The 16440-nt window shown below is 60.1% G+C and carries 16 protein-coding genes; 6 read left to right on the top strand and 10 right to left on the bottom strand.

What is annotated here, in order from left to right; genetic code table 11:
• Window positions 1-85 precede the first annotated feature (85 nt).
• Window positions 86-628, top strand: a complete 543-nt coding sequence (locus ACQZ6J_RS02865; RefSeq protein ID WP_163987908.1) for an adenine phosphoribosyltransferase — start codon at window positions 86-88, stop codon at window positions 626-628.
• 48 nt (window positions 629-676) lie between these two features.
• On the opposite strand, the gene ACQZ6J_RS02860 is transcribed toward ACQZ6J_RS02865, so the two are convergent.
• Both ACQZ6J_RS02860 and ACQZ6J_RS02855 read right to left on the bottom strand, forming a co-directional pair.
• Entirely contained in the window at window positions 677-1144 is a 468-nt protein-coding gene (locus ACQZ6J_RS02860) for a MaoC family dehydratase (protein WP_163987907.1), read from the bottom strand.
• A complete protein-coding gene (locus tag ACQZ6J_RS02855; protein WP_449081818.1) occupies window positions 1141-1605 on the bottom strand; it encodes a MaoC family dehydratase in 465 nt (154 codons plus the stop codon). The genes ACQZ6J_RS02860 and ACQZ6J_RS02855 overlap by 4 nt, the downstream gene beginning before the upstream one ends.
• Window positions 1606-1788: 183 nt before the next feature.
• Between ACQZ6J_RS02855 and ACQZ6J_RS02850 the strand changes: the two genes are divergently transcribed.
• Window positions 1789-2913 carry a hypothetical protein gene (locus tag ACQZ6J_RS02850; RefSeq protein ID WP_449081816.1) on the top strand — a complete coding sequence of 375 codons (1125 nt, stop codon included), beginning with the start codon at window positions 1789-1791 and terminating at the stop codon, window positions 2911-2913.
• A gap of 21 nt (window positions 2914-2934) precedes the next feature.
• Here ACQZ6J_RS02850 and ychF read toward each other — a convergent pair whose 3' ends face one another.
• Window positions 2935-4038, bottom strand: coding sequence for a redox-regulated ATPase YchF (gene ychF, locus ACQZ6J_RS02845; protein WP_449081814.1), 1104 nt, complete (start codon window positions 4036-4038; stop codon window positions 2935-2937).
• A gap of 228 nt (window positions 4039-4266) precedes the next feature.
• Here ychF and clpS point away from each other — a divergent pair, with 228 nt between their 5' ends.
• Window positions 4267-4578, top strand: coding sequence for an ATP-dependent Clp protease adapter ClpS (gene clpS, locus ACQZ6J_RS02840; protein ID WP_449081812.1), 312 nt, complete (start codon window positions 4267-4269; stop codon window positions 4576-4578).
• A gap of 16 nt (window positions 4579-4594) precedes the next feature.
• On the opposite strand, the gene ACQZ6J_RS02835 is transcribed toward clpS, so the two are convergent.
• From ACQZ6J_RS02835 to ACQZ6J_RS02815, 5 genes are all read right to left on the bottom strand, one after another.
• Entirely contained in the window at window positions 4595-5074 is a 480-nt protein-coding gene (locus ACQZ6J_RS02835; RefSeq protein WP_449081810.1) for a GNAT family N-acetyltransferase, read from the bottom strand.
• Window position 5075: 1 nt separating this feature from the next.
• A complete protein-coding gene (gene pth, locus ACQZ6J_RS02830; RefSeq protein WP_449081808.1) occupies window positions 5076-5792 on the bottom strand; it encodes an aminoacyl-tRNA hydrolase in 717 nt (238 codons plus the stop codon).
• A 73-nt stretch (window positions 5793-5865) separates the two neighbouring features.
• Window positions 5866-6597 (bottom strand): substrate-binding periplasmic protein, encoded by a 732-nt coding sequence (locus ACQZ6J_RS02825; protein ID WP_449081806.1) that lies wholly within the window; start codon window positions 6595-6597, stop codon window positions 5866-5868.
• 14 nt (window positions 6598-6611) lie between these two features.
• Window positions 6612-8978, bottom strand: a complete 2367-nt coding sequence (locus ACQZ6J_RS02820; protein ID WP_163987899.1) for an EAL domain-containing protein — start codon at window positions 8976-8978, stop codon at window positions 6612-6614.
• A 245-nt stretch (window positions 8979-9223) separates the two neighbouring features.
• Window positions 9224-9838: a 50S ribosomal protein L25/general stress protein Ctc gene (locus ACQZ6J_RS02815; protein WP_163987898.1), complete on the bottom strand. Its 615-nt coding sequence runs from the start codon at window positions 9836-9838 to the stop codon at window positions 9224-9226.
• Window positions 9839-10139: 301 nt separating this feature from the next.
• Here ACQZ6J_RS02815 and ACQZ6J_RS02810 point away from each other — a divergent pair, with 301 nt between their 5' ends.
• From ACQZ6J_RS02810 to ACQZ6J_RS02800, 3 genes are all read left to right on the top strand, one after another.
• Complete coding sequence (locus ACQZ6J_RS02810) at window positions 10140-11582, top strand: hypothetical protein (protein ID WP_449081803.1); 1443 nt, start codon at window positions 10140-10142, stop codon at window positions 11580-11582.
• A gap of 110 nt (window positions 11583-11692) precedes the next feature.
• Complete coding sequence (locus ACQZ6J_RS02805; protein ID WP_449081801.1) at window positions 11693-13153, top strand: hypothetical protein; 1461 nt, start codon at window positions 11693-11695, stop codon at window positions 13151-13153.
• Window positions 13154-13178: 25 nt separating this feature from the next.
• Window positions 13179-14414, top strand: a complete 1236-nt coding sequence (locus tag ACQZ6J_RS02800) for an MFS transporter (RefSeq protein ID WP_449081799.1) — start codon at window positions 13179-13181, stop codon at window positions 14412-14414.
• Window positions 14415-14486: 72 nt separating this feature from the next.
• On the opposite strand, the gene ACQZ6J_RS02795 is transcribed toward ACQZ6J_RS02800, so the two are convergent.
• Window positions 14487-15419 (bottom strand): ribose-phosphate pyrophosphokinase, encoded by a 933-nt coding sequence (locus tag ACQZ6J_RS02795; RefSeq protein WP_163987894.1) that lies wholly within the window; start codon window positions 15417-15419, stop codon window positions 14487-14489.
• A gap of 105 nt (window positions 15420-15524) precedes the next feature.
• Entirely contained in the window at window positions 15525-16397 is an 873-nt protein-coding gene (locus tag ACQZ6J_RS02790) for a hypothetical protein (protein ID WP_449081796.1), read from the bottom strand.
• Window positions 16398-16440: the final 43 nt, after the last annotated feature.

The raw sequence follows: 16440 nt of genomic DNA, 5'->3' as shown, positions 1-16440 counted from the left end.
TTCGGGGCCGCTTTTTTGTTGGTATGGAGCCCCGGTCTTGGTAGGGTGCGGCCGGCCCTATTCATAGCCTGAGAGTACATATTTCATGAACACTGTTGCTTCGGAGCTCGCCGCCAGCATCCGTTCCATTCCGGACTATCCCAAGCCCGGCATCATCTTCCGTGATATTACGACGATGCTCGGCGACGCCAGGGCGTTCCGTCGCGCCATCGATGCGCTGGTGCAGCCCTATGCCGGCTCCAAGATCGACAAGATCGCCGGGATGGAAGCGCGGGGCTTCATTCTTGGGGGAGCGGTGGCACATCAGCTGTCGGCCGGTTTCGTGCCGATCCGCAAGAAGGGCAAGCTGCCGCACGATATCGTCCGCATCGCCTACAGCCTGGAATATGGCGTCGATGAGATGGAAATGCATCGGGACGCAGTCAATCCGGGCGAAAAGGTCATCCTTATCGACGATCTGATCGCAACGGGGGGCACAGCGGTCGGTGCGACGAAACTGTTGCGCCAGATCGGTGCCGAGGTCATTGCCGCGTGCTTCGTGATCGACCTGCCGGATCTCGGCGGCCGCAAGAAGCTCGAAGAGCTTGACGTGCCGGTTCACACGCTGGTGGAATTCGCCGGACACTGATCGGTTTCGGAAGGCTGGCGGGTCCGTCAGGGACGGCCCCGCAGGTCACTATTCAAAGGCCAGCACGGTGCTTTCGAAGCGCAAGGCCGGTGTGCCGTGCTGGTTTATTCCGTCGCAGGCGAGCGTATAGAGCGCCCAGCCGGGACGCGAGGCCAGCGGACGGCTGCCAAGGATCGCGACGCCATAGGTGATCGTGTCGCCGGCAAAGACCGGCCGCAGCCATTGCAGGTTCTTGAAGCCCGGCGAGGGACCGAGATTGGGAGGCGTCTTGCCTTCGGCGATCAGCCGCGCCGTTTCCGCCTTCCAGTAATCCACGAAGCTGCGCATCCACATCGAACAACTATGCCAGCCGGAGGCGCAGAGCCCGCCGAACAGCGATTGCTTGGCCGCTTCCGCATCCATGTGGAAGATCTGCGGATCGAAGCGCGACGCGAAGTGGATGATGCTTTCCGGAGTGAAGGTGTGGCTGCCGATCTCGACGCGTTCGCCGATGGCATAGAGTTCGCTCATCTTCATGCCGATACCTCCGCACCGGCGCGCAACCGGATCATCGTGGCGTTTTCCCCAAGGCAGACGAGCTCGCCGCGCTGGTTCTCGATCTCGTGGCGGAACTTGACGATGCCGATGCCGGGCCGGGAGCGCATGGGGCGCGCCTCGATGACGATGGATCGGCCGGACAGGGTATCGCCAGCCAGGACGGGCTTCTTCCACTCCATGAAATCGATGCCGGGGGCGCCCTGCGCATCGGTCGCGAGGAGGTAGGAGTCGCACATCATGCGCATGAACATGGCCGAGGTGTGCCAGCCGGAAGCGGCAAGGCCGCCGAGAATGCTTGCGCGGCCGGCGTCCTCATCGAGATGCATCGGCTGCGGATCGAATTCGCTGGCAAATTCGACGATCTCAGCCGCCGTCACATGTTTGGGGCCGAGCGGAAATTCCCGGCCCGGCTGGAAGTCTTCATAGACGAGTTTCGTCATATCCTCTGTCGTCCTCCACATCTTGCCCTTGGGCAATCGCATGGCCCGCAGTGCCGGCGCAAGCATTTTCATGACTATAGGGAGATGGGCTTGAAGGTGATTGCCTATTGGCGCACGACAGCTCTTGATTGTAGTGCGGCGATATGTTGAGGCTTGGTGACGGCGAGACGAAACGAGAGAAGAATGAGCGAACTCAAAATCGCACTGGAAGAAGCAGCCGGCGAGGGGATTATTTCCTCCAGCCAGGCGGAGCGATTGCTGCCCTATCTGAACGCGAAGAGCATCGGAGCGCTTCCGACCGGGCACGCTCTTTCGACGCCGCGTTTGCTTGATGATTCCAATCCGCTGGAGGATACGGAAGCGCCGCGTTTCGTTCGCGGCTTCCACGATGTGCTCATCACCATCGGCATCATCGTCCTGCTTGTCGGACTATGGGGCCTGGCGAACCGGTACGTATCCTTGCTGGCGATCGTCATTCTGGCGGAGATTCTGGTGCGCCGCCAGCGGCTCGCGCTTCCGGCCGTCGTCTTGACCATCGCGCTCATCGTCTGGCTGTTCCATACGGTGGTGAGCTATGTCGGCTCGACGCAGGGTTTGGTCGATAACGCCACCATCGGCGCGATCGTCATAGCCGCGCCATTCCCTCCGTTGCTGGCGTTGTTTTACTGGCGCTACCGGGTGCCGTTGGCGCTGGCGCTATTCCTGTTCTCATTGTTCGGCTTGTTGCTGGCTGCGGTCTTCTACGTCGTCGGCTCGGTGACGGGGTCTTCAAATGTGGCGATCGACTATCCGATCACGACGCTCTCGATATTTCTGATCGCGGCACTTGGCAGCTTTGCCCTGGCGATGCGTTTCGATCTCAGCGATCCGGGCAGGGTCACGCGCCGCTCCGACGTGGCGTTCTGGCTGCATCTGGTAACCGCTCCGGCGCTGCTTTATTCGACCGTCCTGCTAGCGTTGCGCCTGGAGCTTGCCAGCGGTGGCGCCGTCTTCACCAACCTTACCGACGCTCTCTTCGGGAGGTATACGCAGGCGGTGACGGTCCTGATTGCGGTCCTGGTGATGATGCTGATCGGCCTTGTCATCGATCGCCGTGCTTTCGTGACCGCCGGCCTCGTCTCGCTCGGCCTGGCGACCGCGGCCATTCTTCGGCACAACAATGCCGGTCTCGACAAGGTCGGCTTCCTGGTGCTGATGATCGTCGGTCTGGTCGTGCTGGTCATCGGCATCGGATGGGCCGACCTGCGTCGCATCGTCGTGCGGTGCTTGCCCGCCGGCATGCAGCGGAGATTGCCGGCGCTCAGATAGGCGCCGGCAGGAAAAAGCGGATCAGGTGTTGAAGCGGAAGTGGATCACGTCGCCGTCCTGGACGACGTATTCCTTGCCTTCGTCGCGCGCCTTGCCGGCTTCCTTGGCGCCGGTTTCGCCGTTGTAGGCGATGTAGTCGTCATAGGCGATCGTGTTGGCGCGGATGAAGCCGCGTTCGAAATCCGAATGGATGACGCCTGCGGCCTGTGGCGCCTTGGTGCCCTGTTCGATCGTCCAGGCGCGCGTTTCCTTCGGCCCTACCGTGAAGTAGGTGATGAGGTGCAGCAGCTTGTAGCCGGCGCGGATCAGGCGGTCGAGACCGGCTTCGTCGAGGCCGAGCGCGGAGAGGAATTCCGTCGCCTCCTCATCGGGCAGCTGCGCAACTTCAGCCTCGATCGCGGCGGAGATGATGACGACTTCCGAATTTTGCTCCTTGGCCATGGCGGCGACGGCTGCCGTATGCTCGTTGCCGGTCGAGGCATCGCCTTCGGCGACGTTGCAGACATAGAGTACGGGGTGCGACGTCAGAAGGTTCAGGCTCTTGAGGATGCGGATCTCTTCCGCGTCCAGCTTGGAAAGGAGCGTGCGAACCGGCTTGCCTTCCTGCAGCAATGCCAGAGAGGCGTCCATGATCGGCAGCATCGCCATGGACTCCTTGTCCTTGCCGGTGGCGCGCTTGCGTGTCTGCTCGGTGCGGCGCTCGAGGCTCTCAAGATCGGCGAGCATCAGCTCGGTCTCGATCGTTTCGGCATCGGCAACCGGGTTGATGCGGCCCTCGACATGGGTGATGTCGCTGTCTTCGAAGCAGCGCAGCACATGCACGATGGCGTCGACTTCGCGGATATTGGCGAGGAACTGGTTGCCGAGGCCTTCGCCCTTCGACGCGCCGCGCACGAGGCCGGCGATGTCGACGAAGGAGATACGCGTCGGGATGAGTTCCTTCGACTTGGCGATGTCGGCCAGCTTGCGCATGCGCGGATCAGGAACCGCGACTTCACCCGTGTTCGGTTCGATCGTGCAGAAGGGATAATTCGCCGCCTGCGCCGCCGCCGTCTTGGTCAGCGCGTTGAACAGAGTGGACTTGCCGACATTCGGCAGTCCGACGATACCGCATTTGAAACCCATGGCACCTTGTCCATATCTTGAAAATCTTTGCTGTGCCTATGGGGGATGGGCCGTTGCGGGTCAAGTCTTGGGCAAGCAAAGAGCCGCTTTTCTGCAGAAAGGAAGGGCTGAGATCGGATATCTGCCATATTGTCTCCCTGACATGAGCCTCCTTGAACGATGTAGTGCACTGCACTATAATGGGAGTATCAGCCAAAAGCCCTTTTCCTGTCGTCAACGGTGATGCCGATGAGTGACAATGATGTTGTCCTGAAACCAAAGACTAAAACCAAGCCGAAGCTCGATAGGCCGAAGCTCTACAAGATCATTCTCGTCAACGACGATTACACGCCGCGGGAATTCGTCATCATGGTGCTGAAGGCCGTCTTCCGCATGAGCGAGGAGGCCGGCTACCGTGTCATGATGACGGCGCACAAGCTTGGAACCTGCGTGGTGATGGTTTGCGCGCGGGATATCGCCGAGACGAAGGCCCAGGAGGCCGTCGATCTTGCCAAGAGCGCCGGCTTCCCGCTGATGTTCACGACCGAGCCGGAAGAATAGGAACGGTCGTCATCGGCTAAGCTGCCGTGGAGCGGCGGATCTGGAAGCCGGTCTTGTCCTGCGTGAAGCCGCAATTGGCGTAGAAGCGCAGCGTTGCAGGGTCTTTCGAGCCGGTCAGCAGCATGACCTTGTAGCAGCCCTTTTCCCAGGCGCTCGCAATTGCCTTGCGGATGACCTTGCCGGCAAGTCCCCGCTGGCGGTAATCGGCATGTGTCACCACGTTCTCGATCAGCGCATAGGGCGCGCCGCCACGCGTGAGATTGGGAATGACGACCAGCGTGACGGAAGAAACGGCCTGCGCCCCGGCAAAGGCCGCAAAGATCGTCATGCCCGGATGAATGAGGATTTCCGCAAAGCGGCTTTCCGCCAATCGCATATCCAGCGATGGGTCTTCGGTGTTCAGGTGCCGATAAAGCGCAAGCAGCGTCGCCAGATCCGCATTTGCGACCGGGCGGAGGACAATATCTGCGGCGCTTCCGTTCGACGCTTCCGGCATGTCAACTATCCTTCTTGCCGAACATCCTCTTCAGCATCTCAGCCATCGGCCCGGTTTCCGGGATCTTCGGCTGGTTGTGATTGCGCGCCTGATGGATGTGGGATTTGGCTGTCGCCTTCTTTTCCGGCTTCGGTGCGTCTTCCTCCGCCTTGCCGCCCAGCGCGAGGGCGATCTTGTTCATCAGCTGCGAATCTTCGCCCCGCACCAGCATGTCGGCATTGTCCGCAAGCGCGTCGAACAACGGCTCGAGCCAGCTGTGGTCGGCCTTGGCGAAATCGCCGAGAACATGATTGTGCACGAGTTCCTTGGCGCCCGGATGACCGATGCCGAGACGCAGGCGGCGATATTCCTTGCCGCAATGGGCGTCGATCGACTTGATGCCGTTGTGGCCGCCATGGCCGCCGCCGGTCTTCAGCCGCGCCTTGCCGGCCGGCAGGTCGAGTTCGTCGTAGATGACCACGAGGTCGGATGGCTGAAGCTTGTAGAAGCGCATGGCTTCGCCGACGGCCTCGCCCGAGAGGTTCATGAAGGTTTGCGGCTTGATGAGCAGCACCTTTTGCCCGCCGAGCTCGCCCTCCGCAATTTCCGCTTTGAATTTCTTCGACCAGGGCGAAAAGCTGTGGCGGCGGTAGATCGCATCCACGGCCATGAAGCCGATATTGTGGCGATTGCCCTGATATTTGGCGCCCGGATTGCCGAGGCCCGCGATGAGAAGCATGCGCTTCACCCCTTGGAAAATACCGATGCCCTTCACGACAGGGATTTGGCGACAAAGTCAAGGCGGGATGCGGTCAGTCGCCGAGGTGCAGGCCGTACTTCAGGAAAATCTGCTTCTGGGTTCCATTGGCGATCAGCGCATTCAGCGCCGTCTGCATTTTGTTCAGAAGGTCGGTGGGGAAATCTTTCTGACAGGCGATCCCCATGGGCTGCTGGGAAAGGACGGTCACCTTTTCCACTGCGTTGCCTTCCGCCTTCAGCTTGTCGAAATAGAATTCCGAGATCGGCATCAGGTCGATGCGGTCGCTCATCAGTTTCTTCAGGCTCGCCTTGAAGTCGCTGCCGATGTCGATGCGCGGGAAATTGTTCCGGCGCAATATCGTTTCCGTATAGTCCTCCCGCCATGTGCCGACGAGATATTTCCGGGCTTCGTCGATGGTCGAGGCGGTAACCGCCGAGCCGCCGTGCTTGATCAGGATGCTGCGATCGATGAGGAGCGGTTGCACCCATTTGAATAGTGCGTTGCGTTCTTCATTGTGCGCTGTGGCGAAGACGCAGGTCATGGGGTCCGCAAGCGCCTGATTGTAGGCCCGGGCCCAGGGCATGACGGTGATCGTATAATCGACCCCGATATCGGCCATCACCTTCTGCACCTGCTCGGTGGTCGCTCCGACCACCGTCTTGCCGTCGCGATAGTTGAAGGGCGGATATTCCTCGGTGGTGAAATGAACGGTGTCGGCGCGGGCTGGAGAGAAAAGAGTGAGCGAAAACAGGCTGGTTGCAATCACGAGCAGCGGCTTTCGCATGCGGTTCCTCATCGCTATGATGCTTGTGCAACAGGGGAAGGGTGGTCTTGCTGCAGGGCAGCCAATGTCTTCGACAGATTGTCCGGATGCTGAGGTCGATAGAACAGGTAGCCCTGGCCATAGTCGATGCCCATGGTGCGCAGGGTCGCGCATTCCTCCTCCGTCTCCACGCCCTCGGCTATGACCGTGCAGTTCATCTTGTGCGAGAGCGTGGTGATGCTTTCGACCAGCATGCGGCTTTTGGCGCTGACATCGGAGACGGTGTCGTTGATCGCTCGGATGAAGGACTGGTCGATCTTGATGATGTCGACGGGGAAACGATTGATATAGCTCAGCGATGAATAGCCCGTGCCGAAATCGTCGAGCGCGATGCGGCAGCCGTAGCGGCAGATCTCGTTGATGACCATGCGCGTCTCCGGATTGTCGTCCATGAGCACCGCTTCGGTGATTTCGACGACGATGCGCCGCGGAGAAATATCATGGCGCGAAAGCACCGCAGCCATCAGCATTGGCAACTCGGGCTCGAACTGCAGCGGAGAGAAGTTGATGGCGAGATAGGTGTCCTGCATGCCGTCAAGGCGCGAAAGGCGCGCGAAATGGGCGATCGCCTTTTCCATGATGCGGTTGCCGATGCGGATGATCGAGCCGGTCTCTTCCGCGACTTCGATGATGCGGGCCGGCGGCAGGATGCCTTTCTGTGGATGGTGAAGGCGCATCAGCGCCTCGAAACCGGCGATGGAGCGGTCGTCCATATTGACGACCGGCTGCAGATAGGCTTCGAACCAGTCCTCGCCGAGGCCCGTTTCGATATGGTTCTCCAGCTCGGCGCGGCGTCGCGAGTCGTCCAGCATGCCGTTGTCGAAGATCTGCGCGCCGTTCTTGCCGTCGCGCTTCTTGGCATACATCGCGATATCGGATTTCAGCAGCAGTTCCGCCGCATTGGCGGCGTGACGCGGATAGATGGCGATGCCGATGCTGGCGCTGAGACGGGCGTCGCCCACGAAGGGCGTTTCGAAGATTTCGGCAATCTGGCCTGCCATGTCGATGGCTCTCGCCTCGGCATCCTCCGCCAACAGCAGGATCGCGAATTCGTCGCCGCCCAGGCGGGCCGCGATGTCGCCCGATTTCAGGCATTTCTGCAGCCGGGATACGAGCTCGCGCAGGGCGGCGTCGCCGGCTGCATGGCCCATATTGTCGTTGATCCATTTGAAGCGGTCGAGGTCGATGAACAGACATGCGAGCTCGCGCTTGCGCAGATCGGCTTCATTGATCTTGGCGTCCAGTGCGGTCTCGAAGCCCTGGCGATTGAGGAGGCCGGTCAGGTGGTCGGTGATCGCCTGACGCAAATTCCGGTCTTCGGACTGCTTGAGTTCGGTGACGTCGGTCATGACGGAAAGCGACTGGCCGTCCTGGATCGCGGTTGTCTCCAGGATCAGAATGTCCATGACGCGGCCGTTCCGGCAAAGGAATTTGACCGTCACGGCAAGGCGCGCGGCGCTGCTTCGATTGCCGGTCTTGCGCTCGACATATTGCGCGCGCGATTCCGGCAGGACCAGACTTGCAAATTCGCGGCCGATCACCTCGGCACGGTCGTAGCCGGTTGCTGCGAGCCAGTAGTCGCTGACGGCGGCGATACAATCGTCCTTGTCGAGGGAGAAGAGCATGGCGGGCGTCAGATTGTAGGTGTCGGTGGCCCGTCGATGGGCAAGCTTGAGCTCGTTTTCCTCGCGCTGCAGTTTGCTCTGCATGTCGTTGAAGCTATTGGCGAGCCGTCCCATCTCATCGTTCGATTGCCAGTCGACATGGTGGCGCGAACCCAGCCGGCGCGTTGCCTCGATGGCATGGGTCAGCCGCATCAGGGGCTGAATGACAAAAATGCGGTTGCCGATCAGCGCCGCGCCGAAAACGGTCAGCACTGCGAAAATGAAAATGGAAATGAAGACGATTTCTTCGTTCTTCAGGCCGTCGAAGAGGCCAAGCTGCGGATAGTAGACCGTGATGACGCCAAGCTTCTTTGCTCCGTCCACGCCGTTGTAGACGATCGGCCGGGAAATGGACTCCAGATTGCCCTTGTAGGATTTCGGAATGGTCGATTGGGTGACGTCGAGCTGGCCGGAGAGATCACGGACGTTCACACGGACGATCGCGCCTTCCGCGACCGTCGTCGCGCTGATCTGGGTGACGCTATCCTCGTCCAGATCCCACAAGGGTTTGGCCAGCGCCTGAGCATTGGCGACGAGGAGAACGGTTATATGGTCCTTGATTTCCTTTTCGGCGCGTTCGGAGGACAGAAAAAGGAAAAGGACAAAGAGCGGCGCTACGAAGACCAGCAGCGCACCGCAAACGATCGCGAAAAACCTGTTTTCGACCGAATGGCTCATTATCTCGTTAGCTCCCCAGTCATAGGCTCGCGGATCTGGGGGTGCCGCTTCCTACAACTCTTTCGCGCAGATTTTCATGAATCCGTTAAATGTTGCTGAAATTCTGGGGTTAATGGATATCAATCGAAGTATAGAGCCCAAGTCATTTTTACTTTTACTTTTTCTAATATTGTCGAGCGGGCATGAAAAAACCCGCCATCCCCTTGGGGAAGGCGGGTTCGAATGCTTCAGGTTGAAGATGCCGATCAGGCGCTGGCTTCTTCGCCGCCTTCTGCTTCTTCCGTAAGGCCGGCTGCCGGGGCAACGATCGTTGCGATCGTGAAGTCACGGTCGGCGATAACCGGAGTGACGTTCTTCGGCAGCTTCACGCTCGAGATGTGGATGCTGTCGCCGCTCTTCAGGCCCGTCAGGTCGATGGTGAAGAATTCCGGGATGGCATCGGCCGGGCAATGGACTTCGACTTCGTGACGAACGATGTTCAGCACGCCGCCAGCCTTGAGGCCCGGGGACTTTTCATGGTTCTCGAAGTGAACCGGAATTTCGACGGTAACCGCGGTGTTGCCGGAAACGCGCAGGAAATCGACGTGAACCGTGAAGTCACGGACCGGATCGAGCTGGTAGTCCTTCGGCAGAACCTTGATCTTCTTGCCGCCGACGTCGATCGTTGCGATCGTCGTGAGGAAGCCGCCGGCGTGGATGCGCTTCGTCACCTCATTGGTGTTGATAGCGATGGAAATGGGGGCCTGCTTGTCACCATAGATGACAGCGGGGATCAAACCGTTGCGGCGAAGTTCACGGGCGGACCCCTTACCAACCCGTTCGCGCGCCTCGGCCTTGAGCTCGTAGCTTTCGTGGCTCATGGCTATTCCTTTCGAGGTTATTTGGAGAGTTCATCCGGTCGACCATATGCCGCCTCGGCTGAACTGGAGGAGGGCACGCCCTGCCTCATCCGCGTTGCCTCCAAGGGTGTCTACGCGGACGCGTGGCGTATAATACAAAGCGGCCCAAGGTGCAAGCACTCAGGGAACGAGAAGCTTTGTGGTGACATTGCAACTGCCGCGAACAAGCCTGCGATGCCATTTGTATCAACGACTTGACATATACCCCCGGCGCCATCAACAGTCGAATCCAATCGATCGGGATGAGAAGGAAGGGTCGGGCATGCGTTCCAGGGCAATCGCCGCCGCGGTTTTTTCCATGGGTCTCGCCGGCGCTTCGCAGGCAGCCGACGTCAACGAGCAAGGCGCCAGGGAACTTCGCGGTATCCTGACCCACTCGCTTTCGCAGGATCTCGCCCGCAGCGATTTCGTGACCGTCAAACCGGCGGGCGACCAGTATGAGATCGTCTACGATCTCGCGAAATTCTTCGACAAGATCAATTCCAGCGGGTTTTCCGTTACCGGCTTCAAGCCGCTTACTCTCTTCGCGCAGCCGGTCGAGCAGGAAAAGTGGCATCTGACGGGCGACAACAGCCTCGATATCGCCCTGCATTCGCCGACCTCGGACATCGGCTACTCGATCGCCTCCAGCTCGTTCGACGGCATTTTCGATCCTGCGATCGAAATGATGCGGTCGATGGGCATCAAGAGCAGCGGCGTGAAATTCTCCAGCGCCGGCAGCGGCCCGAGGAGCGGACGGAAGATCGACGCAACGATCGACAGCGCCTCCTTTGCGCATACGATCACCGACAGCAGCGAGGCGGGCAAGGTCGATCTGCAACTGCAGGGCACCCTCCAGGGTTTGAACGAACAGTTCACCGTGGGGCCCGATGCTTCGCCCATCACCTTCCGCGCCGACAGCGTCGATACGAACGTGACCGCGACCAGCCTGCCGGTGAAGGATCTGCGGGAGCTCATTCGCTTCTTCGTTCAGCACGTCAAGGCCAAGCAGCTTTCGCAAAGCGGCAGCGAGAAGTTCGAGCAGCTTGTGCATCGCGCCTTGCCGATTTTCGGATCGCTCGGCAAGACCGTGACCCTGAACAACGCCTCGTTGGCGACGGACAAGGGCAAGATCGGCATCAAGCGCATCGATTACAGTTTCAAGATGGACGGGCTGACCAAGGCATCCAACGTCAATCTGGAACTGAGGGCGGAGCAGTTCACGCCCGATGCAGACCTTATTCCGGCCGCCTATACGGCGTTCCTGCCGACGGCGCTCGATGTGCAGCTCGGTGTGCCGAACGTCAATTTCGAGGGCCTTGTCGATACCGCGCTCGATGCCATCGCCGCGCGGGCAACGCCGGTTTCGGGTGAAGCGTTGAAGCGGACGATGTTTCCGAGCGGCTACGGAACGCTGGAGTTTCCGAAGATCAGCGCGACATCCGGAGCCTACGACGTGGAAATTTCCGGCGAGCTGAAGGGCTCGACCAAGCCGCATTCCGGTTATTCGCTGCAGGCGACCATTCTGGCGCGCGATTTCGACAAGACGGTCGCTGCCATTCAGGAGGCGGCAAAGGCGAACCCGGGCCTGAACAATGTTTCCTTTGGCCTGCTGGCTGCCAAGGGTTTTGCCAAGACCGATCCCGACGGCCGCTTGCGCTGGGACGTCACCATGGATGAAGACCGGACAGTGACGGTCAACGGACAGGTGATGAAGAAGCCTTGAGTTTCGGGAGCAAGCCCATGTATCAGGGCGACCATAGGGTTCCACTCGAAAGGCCGATCTGGCTCTTTCGGATTTTCACGTTTCTTTTCCATCATATCTGGGGGTGAATTATGCGTTTCAAAGCGGTTGCTGCAGCGGCTTTCGTCGCTGCCGGCGTTATCGGCAGTGCGCAGGCGGCTGACGTCAGCGAGCAGGGTGCGAAGGATCTGTACGGCAATCTGACCTATTTCCTGCCCGACGATATCGCCAAGAGCGGCGTAATCTCGGTCAAGCCGGTCAGCGGGCGCTACGAGGTGACCTATGATCTGCAGAAGCTGCTCGAGACGCTGAACGCGAGCGGCTTCGACATCAGCGGCCTCAAGCCATTGACGATGCTGGCAACGCCGCTCGATGGCGGCCTCTGGGATATCGAGGGCAACAATGCCTTCGATGTATCGGCGCATTCCAAGCCGGGCAACAGTCCCGCCACCGAATTCCGCTATGCATTGGCCTCATCGACCGTAAAGGGCGTTTTCGATCCCGCGCTTCACTACCTGCGTTCCATGGATATGAAGGGGCAGGGGATCACCTTTGCCACCAAGACGACCGACGAAAACAACAGCGTCCAGAAGAACGACGCTACCGCCGACAGCGTCGCCTATACGCTGTCGTCCGCCGACAGCGGCGAGCCGGGCAGGCTCGACATCAAGATGAACGGCAGCCTGCAGTCGCTTTACGACAAGATCTCGTCCGATGACGCGACGCTCGGCGAAATCAAGGTCGGTGCGATCGATTTCAACATGGGCGCGACGAAGCTGCCCTTGAAGGCGGTGAATTCCTTCCTGCAGTTCGTCTCCGAGCACAAGGATGAGAAGAACCTTTCGGATGCGGACAGCCAGGCGCTCAAGGCGCTGCTGATGGATGCCATGCCGATCGTCGGCTCTTTCGACGAGTCCGTCGCCATAAAGGACATGGCGATCACGACGCCGTTCGGCAATGGCGGGCTGCAGAAGATGGGCTACTTCTTCAAGGTCGCGGGTCCGGCCAATGCCATGAATGCCGATTTCGGTTTGAATGCCGAAAAGCTCACTCTGGCTACTGGCCTGGTGCCTGACGACTATATCGCCTTCATTCCCGACGCGGCCGATGTCCAGGTGCAGGTGCCGAACCTGAACTTCTCCGCCATGATGGATGTCCTGAAGGAGACCGACTTCAAGAATCCGGACAGCAACACCGCCATCGATACCAAGCTGCAGCAGGCGATGTTCCCCGACGGTACGGTGACCATCAACTTCCCGAAAATCAGCGCCACCTCGGATCTCTACGATATCGAAGCTTCCGGCAGCATGCGCGGCTGGCTGAACGAGAAGGATCGCGTCTCCATGAAGATGACGGTTTTTGCCCGCGATCTCGACAAGACGATCGCGGCCATCCAGGAGGCTGCCAAGACGAAGACCGATCTCTCCCAACTCTCTTTCGGCCTGATGATGGCCAAGGGGTTCGCCAAGACGGATGCCGATGGGCGCTCGCGCTGGGATATCGATCTTTCCGACGACGGTCATGTGTCGGTCAACGGCCAGGTCATGAAGTAAGTCACTCCGAAACCAGAATGCGACCATGTTTGTCCTGAAGCCGTTGGGCCAGCGCTCGATCTCTCTCCTATGGGCCGGCCAGGTGCTGGCCGCGACGGGCTCCGAATTCTACATGGTCGCAGTCGTCTGGATCGCGGCCGATTTCATCGGCAACGATGCGGGGTATGTCTCCGCCTTGCAATCCGGAGCGCTGCTGTTCGGCAGCCTCTTTGGCGGCATTGTCACGGATCGCTGGCGTCACAGCGTAACGATGATCATGGCCGATCTGCTGCGCGCGGCTCTGTTGCTGACGCTCTCGCTTGCCGGGCTTCTGCATCTGATGAGCTTGCCGTTGCTGATGGTGCTTGCGGGATGCATCGCATTGCTGACATCGACGTTCGATCCCTCGCTGCAGGCGACGCTCCCGACGATCGCCGTCGATCCGGAGGTCCGGCACGCGACCAACGGCCTGTTCGATGCCACCCGCCGCATGGCGCGCATCCTGGGGCCGAGCCTGATCGCACTCGTGAACGGGCTCTTGCCGAAATCGCAGTTCTTCACCGTCACGGCAGCGACCTTTCTGCTGTCGGCGCTTGCCGTCTGGCTGGCGGTGGCAAAGCTCCCCTCTGCGCCGAGACGTCGCGATTTTTCCGGAATGGCGGCTGTCGTGGACGGCGTCCTCGGTGGGTGGCGCGCGGCGCGGGGGCATGCGGCGATCCTCTATGGCATGTTTACCAATTTGATGGGAAATATCGCCTGGGCGATGGGAATTCTGCTCGGAATGATCCTGCATCTGCGCGAGACCAGCGCCGATCCGCTGACCGACTACAGCCTGATGATGACTGCTTACGGCGTCGGCAACCTGACGACCAATCTCATTCTCAGCAGCGTCAAGCCGCGCCGGCCGGTGGTCTGGATCATCGCGGCGAAACTCATTTTCGGATCGGGGGTTTTCCTGCTGCCGCTGATGCATGACCGGATATGGCTGATGACCGTGGCATGCTTTGCGGCCATCAACGGTCCTTTCGAGAATCTCGCCATGCTGCATCTGATGCAGACGCGCAGCGAGCCGCATCGTCTGGCGCAGGTCTATCGTCTGCTGATGTGTGCGATCTTTACCGGCCTGCTTCTGGCCTACCTGATGTCGCCGAGCCTGTTTGCATGGTTCGGCATCGGGCCTTCGATCATGGGATCGGGCGCGGCCGTCTTCATCTCCGGGCTGATCGGGATCGGCCTGCTGGCATGGAAGCAGACGCATCCTGCCGGAGCGAAGGCGTTCTGAAACGCTGTTCGATCTCTTTGTTCTTACGCTATTCCGGATAGAAAACCGCCGCGCAATTTTCCTGGGATTGCTCTAGTCGAACAGGCTGGAAACCGATTCTTCCTGGCTGGTGCGGTTGATGGCTTCGCCGATGAGGCTTGCCGTCGTGATGACGCGGATATTCGGCGCCGATTGCACGGCCGTCGTCGGCTGGATGGAATCGGTGATGACCAGTTCCTTCAGCTTCGAATTCGCAATGCGGGTCACCGCACCGCCGGACAGAACGCCGTGGGTAATATAGGCTGTTACGCTCGTCGCGCCATTCTTCAGGAGCGCCTCGGCGGCATTGCAGAGCGTGCCGCCGGAATCGACGATATCGTCAATGAGGATGCAGTCCTTGCCGGTGACATCGCCGATGATGTTCATCACTTCGGACTCACCGGGGCGATCACGGCGCTTGTCCACGATCGCCAGTAGACAGTCGAGACGTTTGGCCAGCGCGCGGGCACGCACGACGCCGCCGACGTCCGGCGAAACCACCATGACGTTGCGGATATCGTAGTTCGCCATGATGTCGCGCGTCAGGATCGGCAGGGCGTAGAGATTGTCGGTGGGGATATCGAAGAAACCCTGGATCTGGCCGGCGTGCAGATCAAGCGTCAGCACGCGATCCGCTCCGGCCTCGGTGATGAGGTTTGCCACGAGCTTCGCCGAGATCGGCGTGCGCGGGCCGGCCTTGCGGTCCTGACGGGCATAGCCGAAATAGGGAAGGACAGCCGTGATGCGCCGCGCCGAGGAGCGCCGCATCGCATCGACCATGATCAACAGTTCCATGAGATGGTCATTGGCCGGAAACGACGTCGGCTGAACGACAAATACGTCCTCACCGCGCACGTTTTCCTGGATCTCAACAAAGATTTCCTGGTCCGCGAAACGTCGGACACTCGCCTTACCCAAAGGAAGATTGAGATAGTTGCAGATCGCTTCGGCGAGGTGCCGGTTCGAATTGCCTGCGAAAATCTTCATTTTGGCCCGCCTGTTACCAACCTGATAGCCGCGCTTTTAACCGCCTCGCTCTCGAATGCAAGGGGTAGAGGCGTGTTCGCTTTCATATTTCTGAAAAGCTTGTGGCTATCCACCGTTGGATTCGTGCCAGGAATTGAATTCCGACATGGTCTTGGTGGCGATTTTCTGCATGACGGCCGGAGGAACGGCCGCCCACGGGTCGCCGCGCTTCAGCGGCGAGCTTTCGGAGCCTTGTATCCGATGGACGCGGTTGCCGTTGCCGTCAAGCACGTCCCAGACATAGGTCACGGAAATTTGCGGGCCGTCCTGGAAGGCGGAAAGATAGCCCTTGAGGATATAGGCGGCGCTGGAATCACTCGAGCTTTTGATCGTCAGGCCAAGTGAGCGGGCATCCGAGCCGAGCTGGCGCGACAGCGGCGTGACGGCCTCGACGGGAGCGCCGATGATCGGCAGGAAGCGGATGCTGTTGCCGCCGGCTGACGCCGCGGGCGGCAGCGAGGCCTGCTGCTGTTCGGGCTGCTGGTCATCGTCCGCCTGTTGTTGCTGTTGCTGCTGTGGTTGCGGATCGTCCGACAGACGGCGATCGGCCTCGCTCTGCTCGTCGGCCTCGGAAACCTGATCGTTGGCCGGAGCGATGGAAGCGGTGCGGGAATTGTCCAGAGGGCGGGAGGCGTAGGGATTGGTGCCGTTCGATCTCAGCGCGGATGCCTGTTCATCGAGCGTGCCGGTCCCGCCGTAGCCTTGCTGCTGGTATGCCTGCTGGGAGGTCTGCTGCTGATAGCCGTAGCTGTCCTGCGTATCCTGATACACCTGGCGGCGTTGGGGCGCGGCTGCCATGCGCTCTACATCGCCTTGCGTGACGGGGCTGGAGCCGGCGTCGCCAATGGCTTCCGGTGGCGTAAGGGCGTCCGTGGTATTGCAGGCGGAGAGCGCGAGGCAAAAGCCGGCGACAGTCAACGTTATCCTGACCACTCCCATTGACGCGATCCTTTCTCCCGACGGTCTCACCGTCCAGGATCGG

The organism is Rhizobium sp. A37_96 (assembly GCF_053521765.1).
Note: the sequence above shows the minus strand (reverse complement) of the source record. Positions and strands in the feature narration are given on the sequence as shown.

What these genes read in the sequence shown, in the direction of transcription:
- ACQZ6J_RS02810 (WP_449081803.1), top strand. Translation starts at nt 10,140, where the DNA reads ATGCGTTCCAGGGCAATCGCCGCCGCGGTTTTTTCCATGGGTCTCGCC.
- ychF (WP_449081814.1), bottom strand. Translation starts at nt 4,038, where the DNA reads ATGGGTTTCAAATGCGGTATCGTCGGACTGCCGAATGTCGGCAAGTCC.
- ACQZ6J_RS02815 (WP_163987898.1), bottom strand. Translation starts at nt 9,838, where the DNA reads ATGAGCCACGAAAGCTACGAGCTCAAGGCCGAGGCGCGCGAACGGGTT.
- ACQZ6J_RS02825 (WP_449081806.1), bottom strand. Translation starts at nt 6,597, where the DNA reads ATGCGAAAGCCGCTGCTCGTGATTGCAACCAGCCTGTTTTCGCTCACT.
- ACQZ6J_RS02800 (WP_449081799.1), top strand. Translation starts at nt 13,179, where the DNA reads ATGTTTGTCCTGAAGCCGTTGGGCCAGCGCTCGATCTCTCTCCTATGG.
- ACQZ6J_RS02860 (WP_163987907.1), bottom strand. Translation starts at nt 1,144, where the DNA reads ATGAAGATGAGCGAACTCTATGCCATCGGCGAACGCGTCGAGATCGGC.
- ACQZ6J_RS02835 (WP_449081810.1), bottom strand. Translation starts at nt 5,074, where the DNA reads ATGCCGGAAGCGTCGAACGGAAGCGCCGCAGATATTGTCCTCCGCCCG.
- clpS (WP_449081812.1), top strand. Translation starts at nt 4,267, where the DNA reads ATGAGTGACAATGATGTTGTCCTGAAACCAAAGACTAAAACCAAGCCG.
- pth (WP_449081808.1), bottom strand. Translation starts at nt 5,792, where the DNA reads ATGCTTCTCATCGCGGGCCTCGGCAATCCGGGCGCCAAATATCAGGGC.
- ACQZ6J_RS02805 (WP_449081801.1), top strand. Translation starts at nt 11,693, where the DNA reads ATGCGTTTCAAAGCGGTTGCTGCAGCGGCTTTCGTCGCTGCCGGCGTT.
- ACQZ6J_RS02850 (WP_449081816.1), top strand. Translation starts at nt 1,789, where the DNA reads ATGAGCGAACTCAAAATCGCACTGGAAGAAGCAGCCGGCGAGGGGATT.
- ACQZ6J_RS02865 (WP_163987908.1), top strand. Translation starts at nt 86, where the DNA reads ATGAACACTGTTGCTTCGGAGCTCGCCGCCAGCATCCGTTCCATTCCG.
- ACQZ6J_RS02820 (WP_163987899.1), bottom strand. Translation starts at nt 8,978, where the DNA reads ATGAGCCATTCGGTCGAAAACAGGTTTTTCGCGATCGTTTGCGGTGCG.
- ACQZ6J_RS02790 (WP_449081796.1), bottom strand. Translation starts at nt 16,397, where the DNA reads ATGGGAGTGGTCAGGATAACGTTGACTGTCGCCGGCTTTTGCCTCGCG.
- ACQZ6J_RS02795 (WP_163987894.1), bottom strand. Translation starts at nt 15,419, where the DNA reads ATGAAGATTTTCGCAGGCAATTCGAACCGGCACCTCGCCGAAGCGATC.
- ACQZ6J_RS02855 (WP_449081818.1), bottom strand. Translation starts at nt 1,605, where the DNA reads ATGACGAAACTCGTCTATGAAGACTTCCAGCCGGGCCGGGAATTTCCG.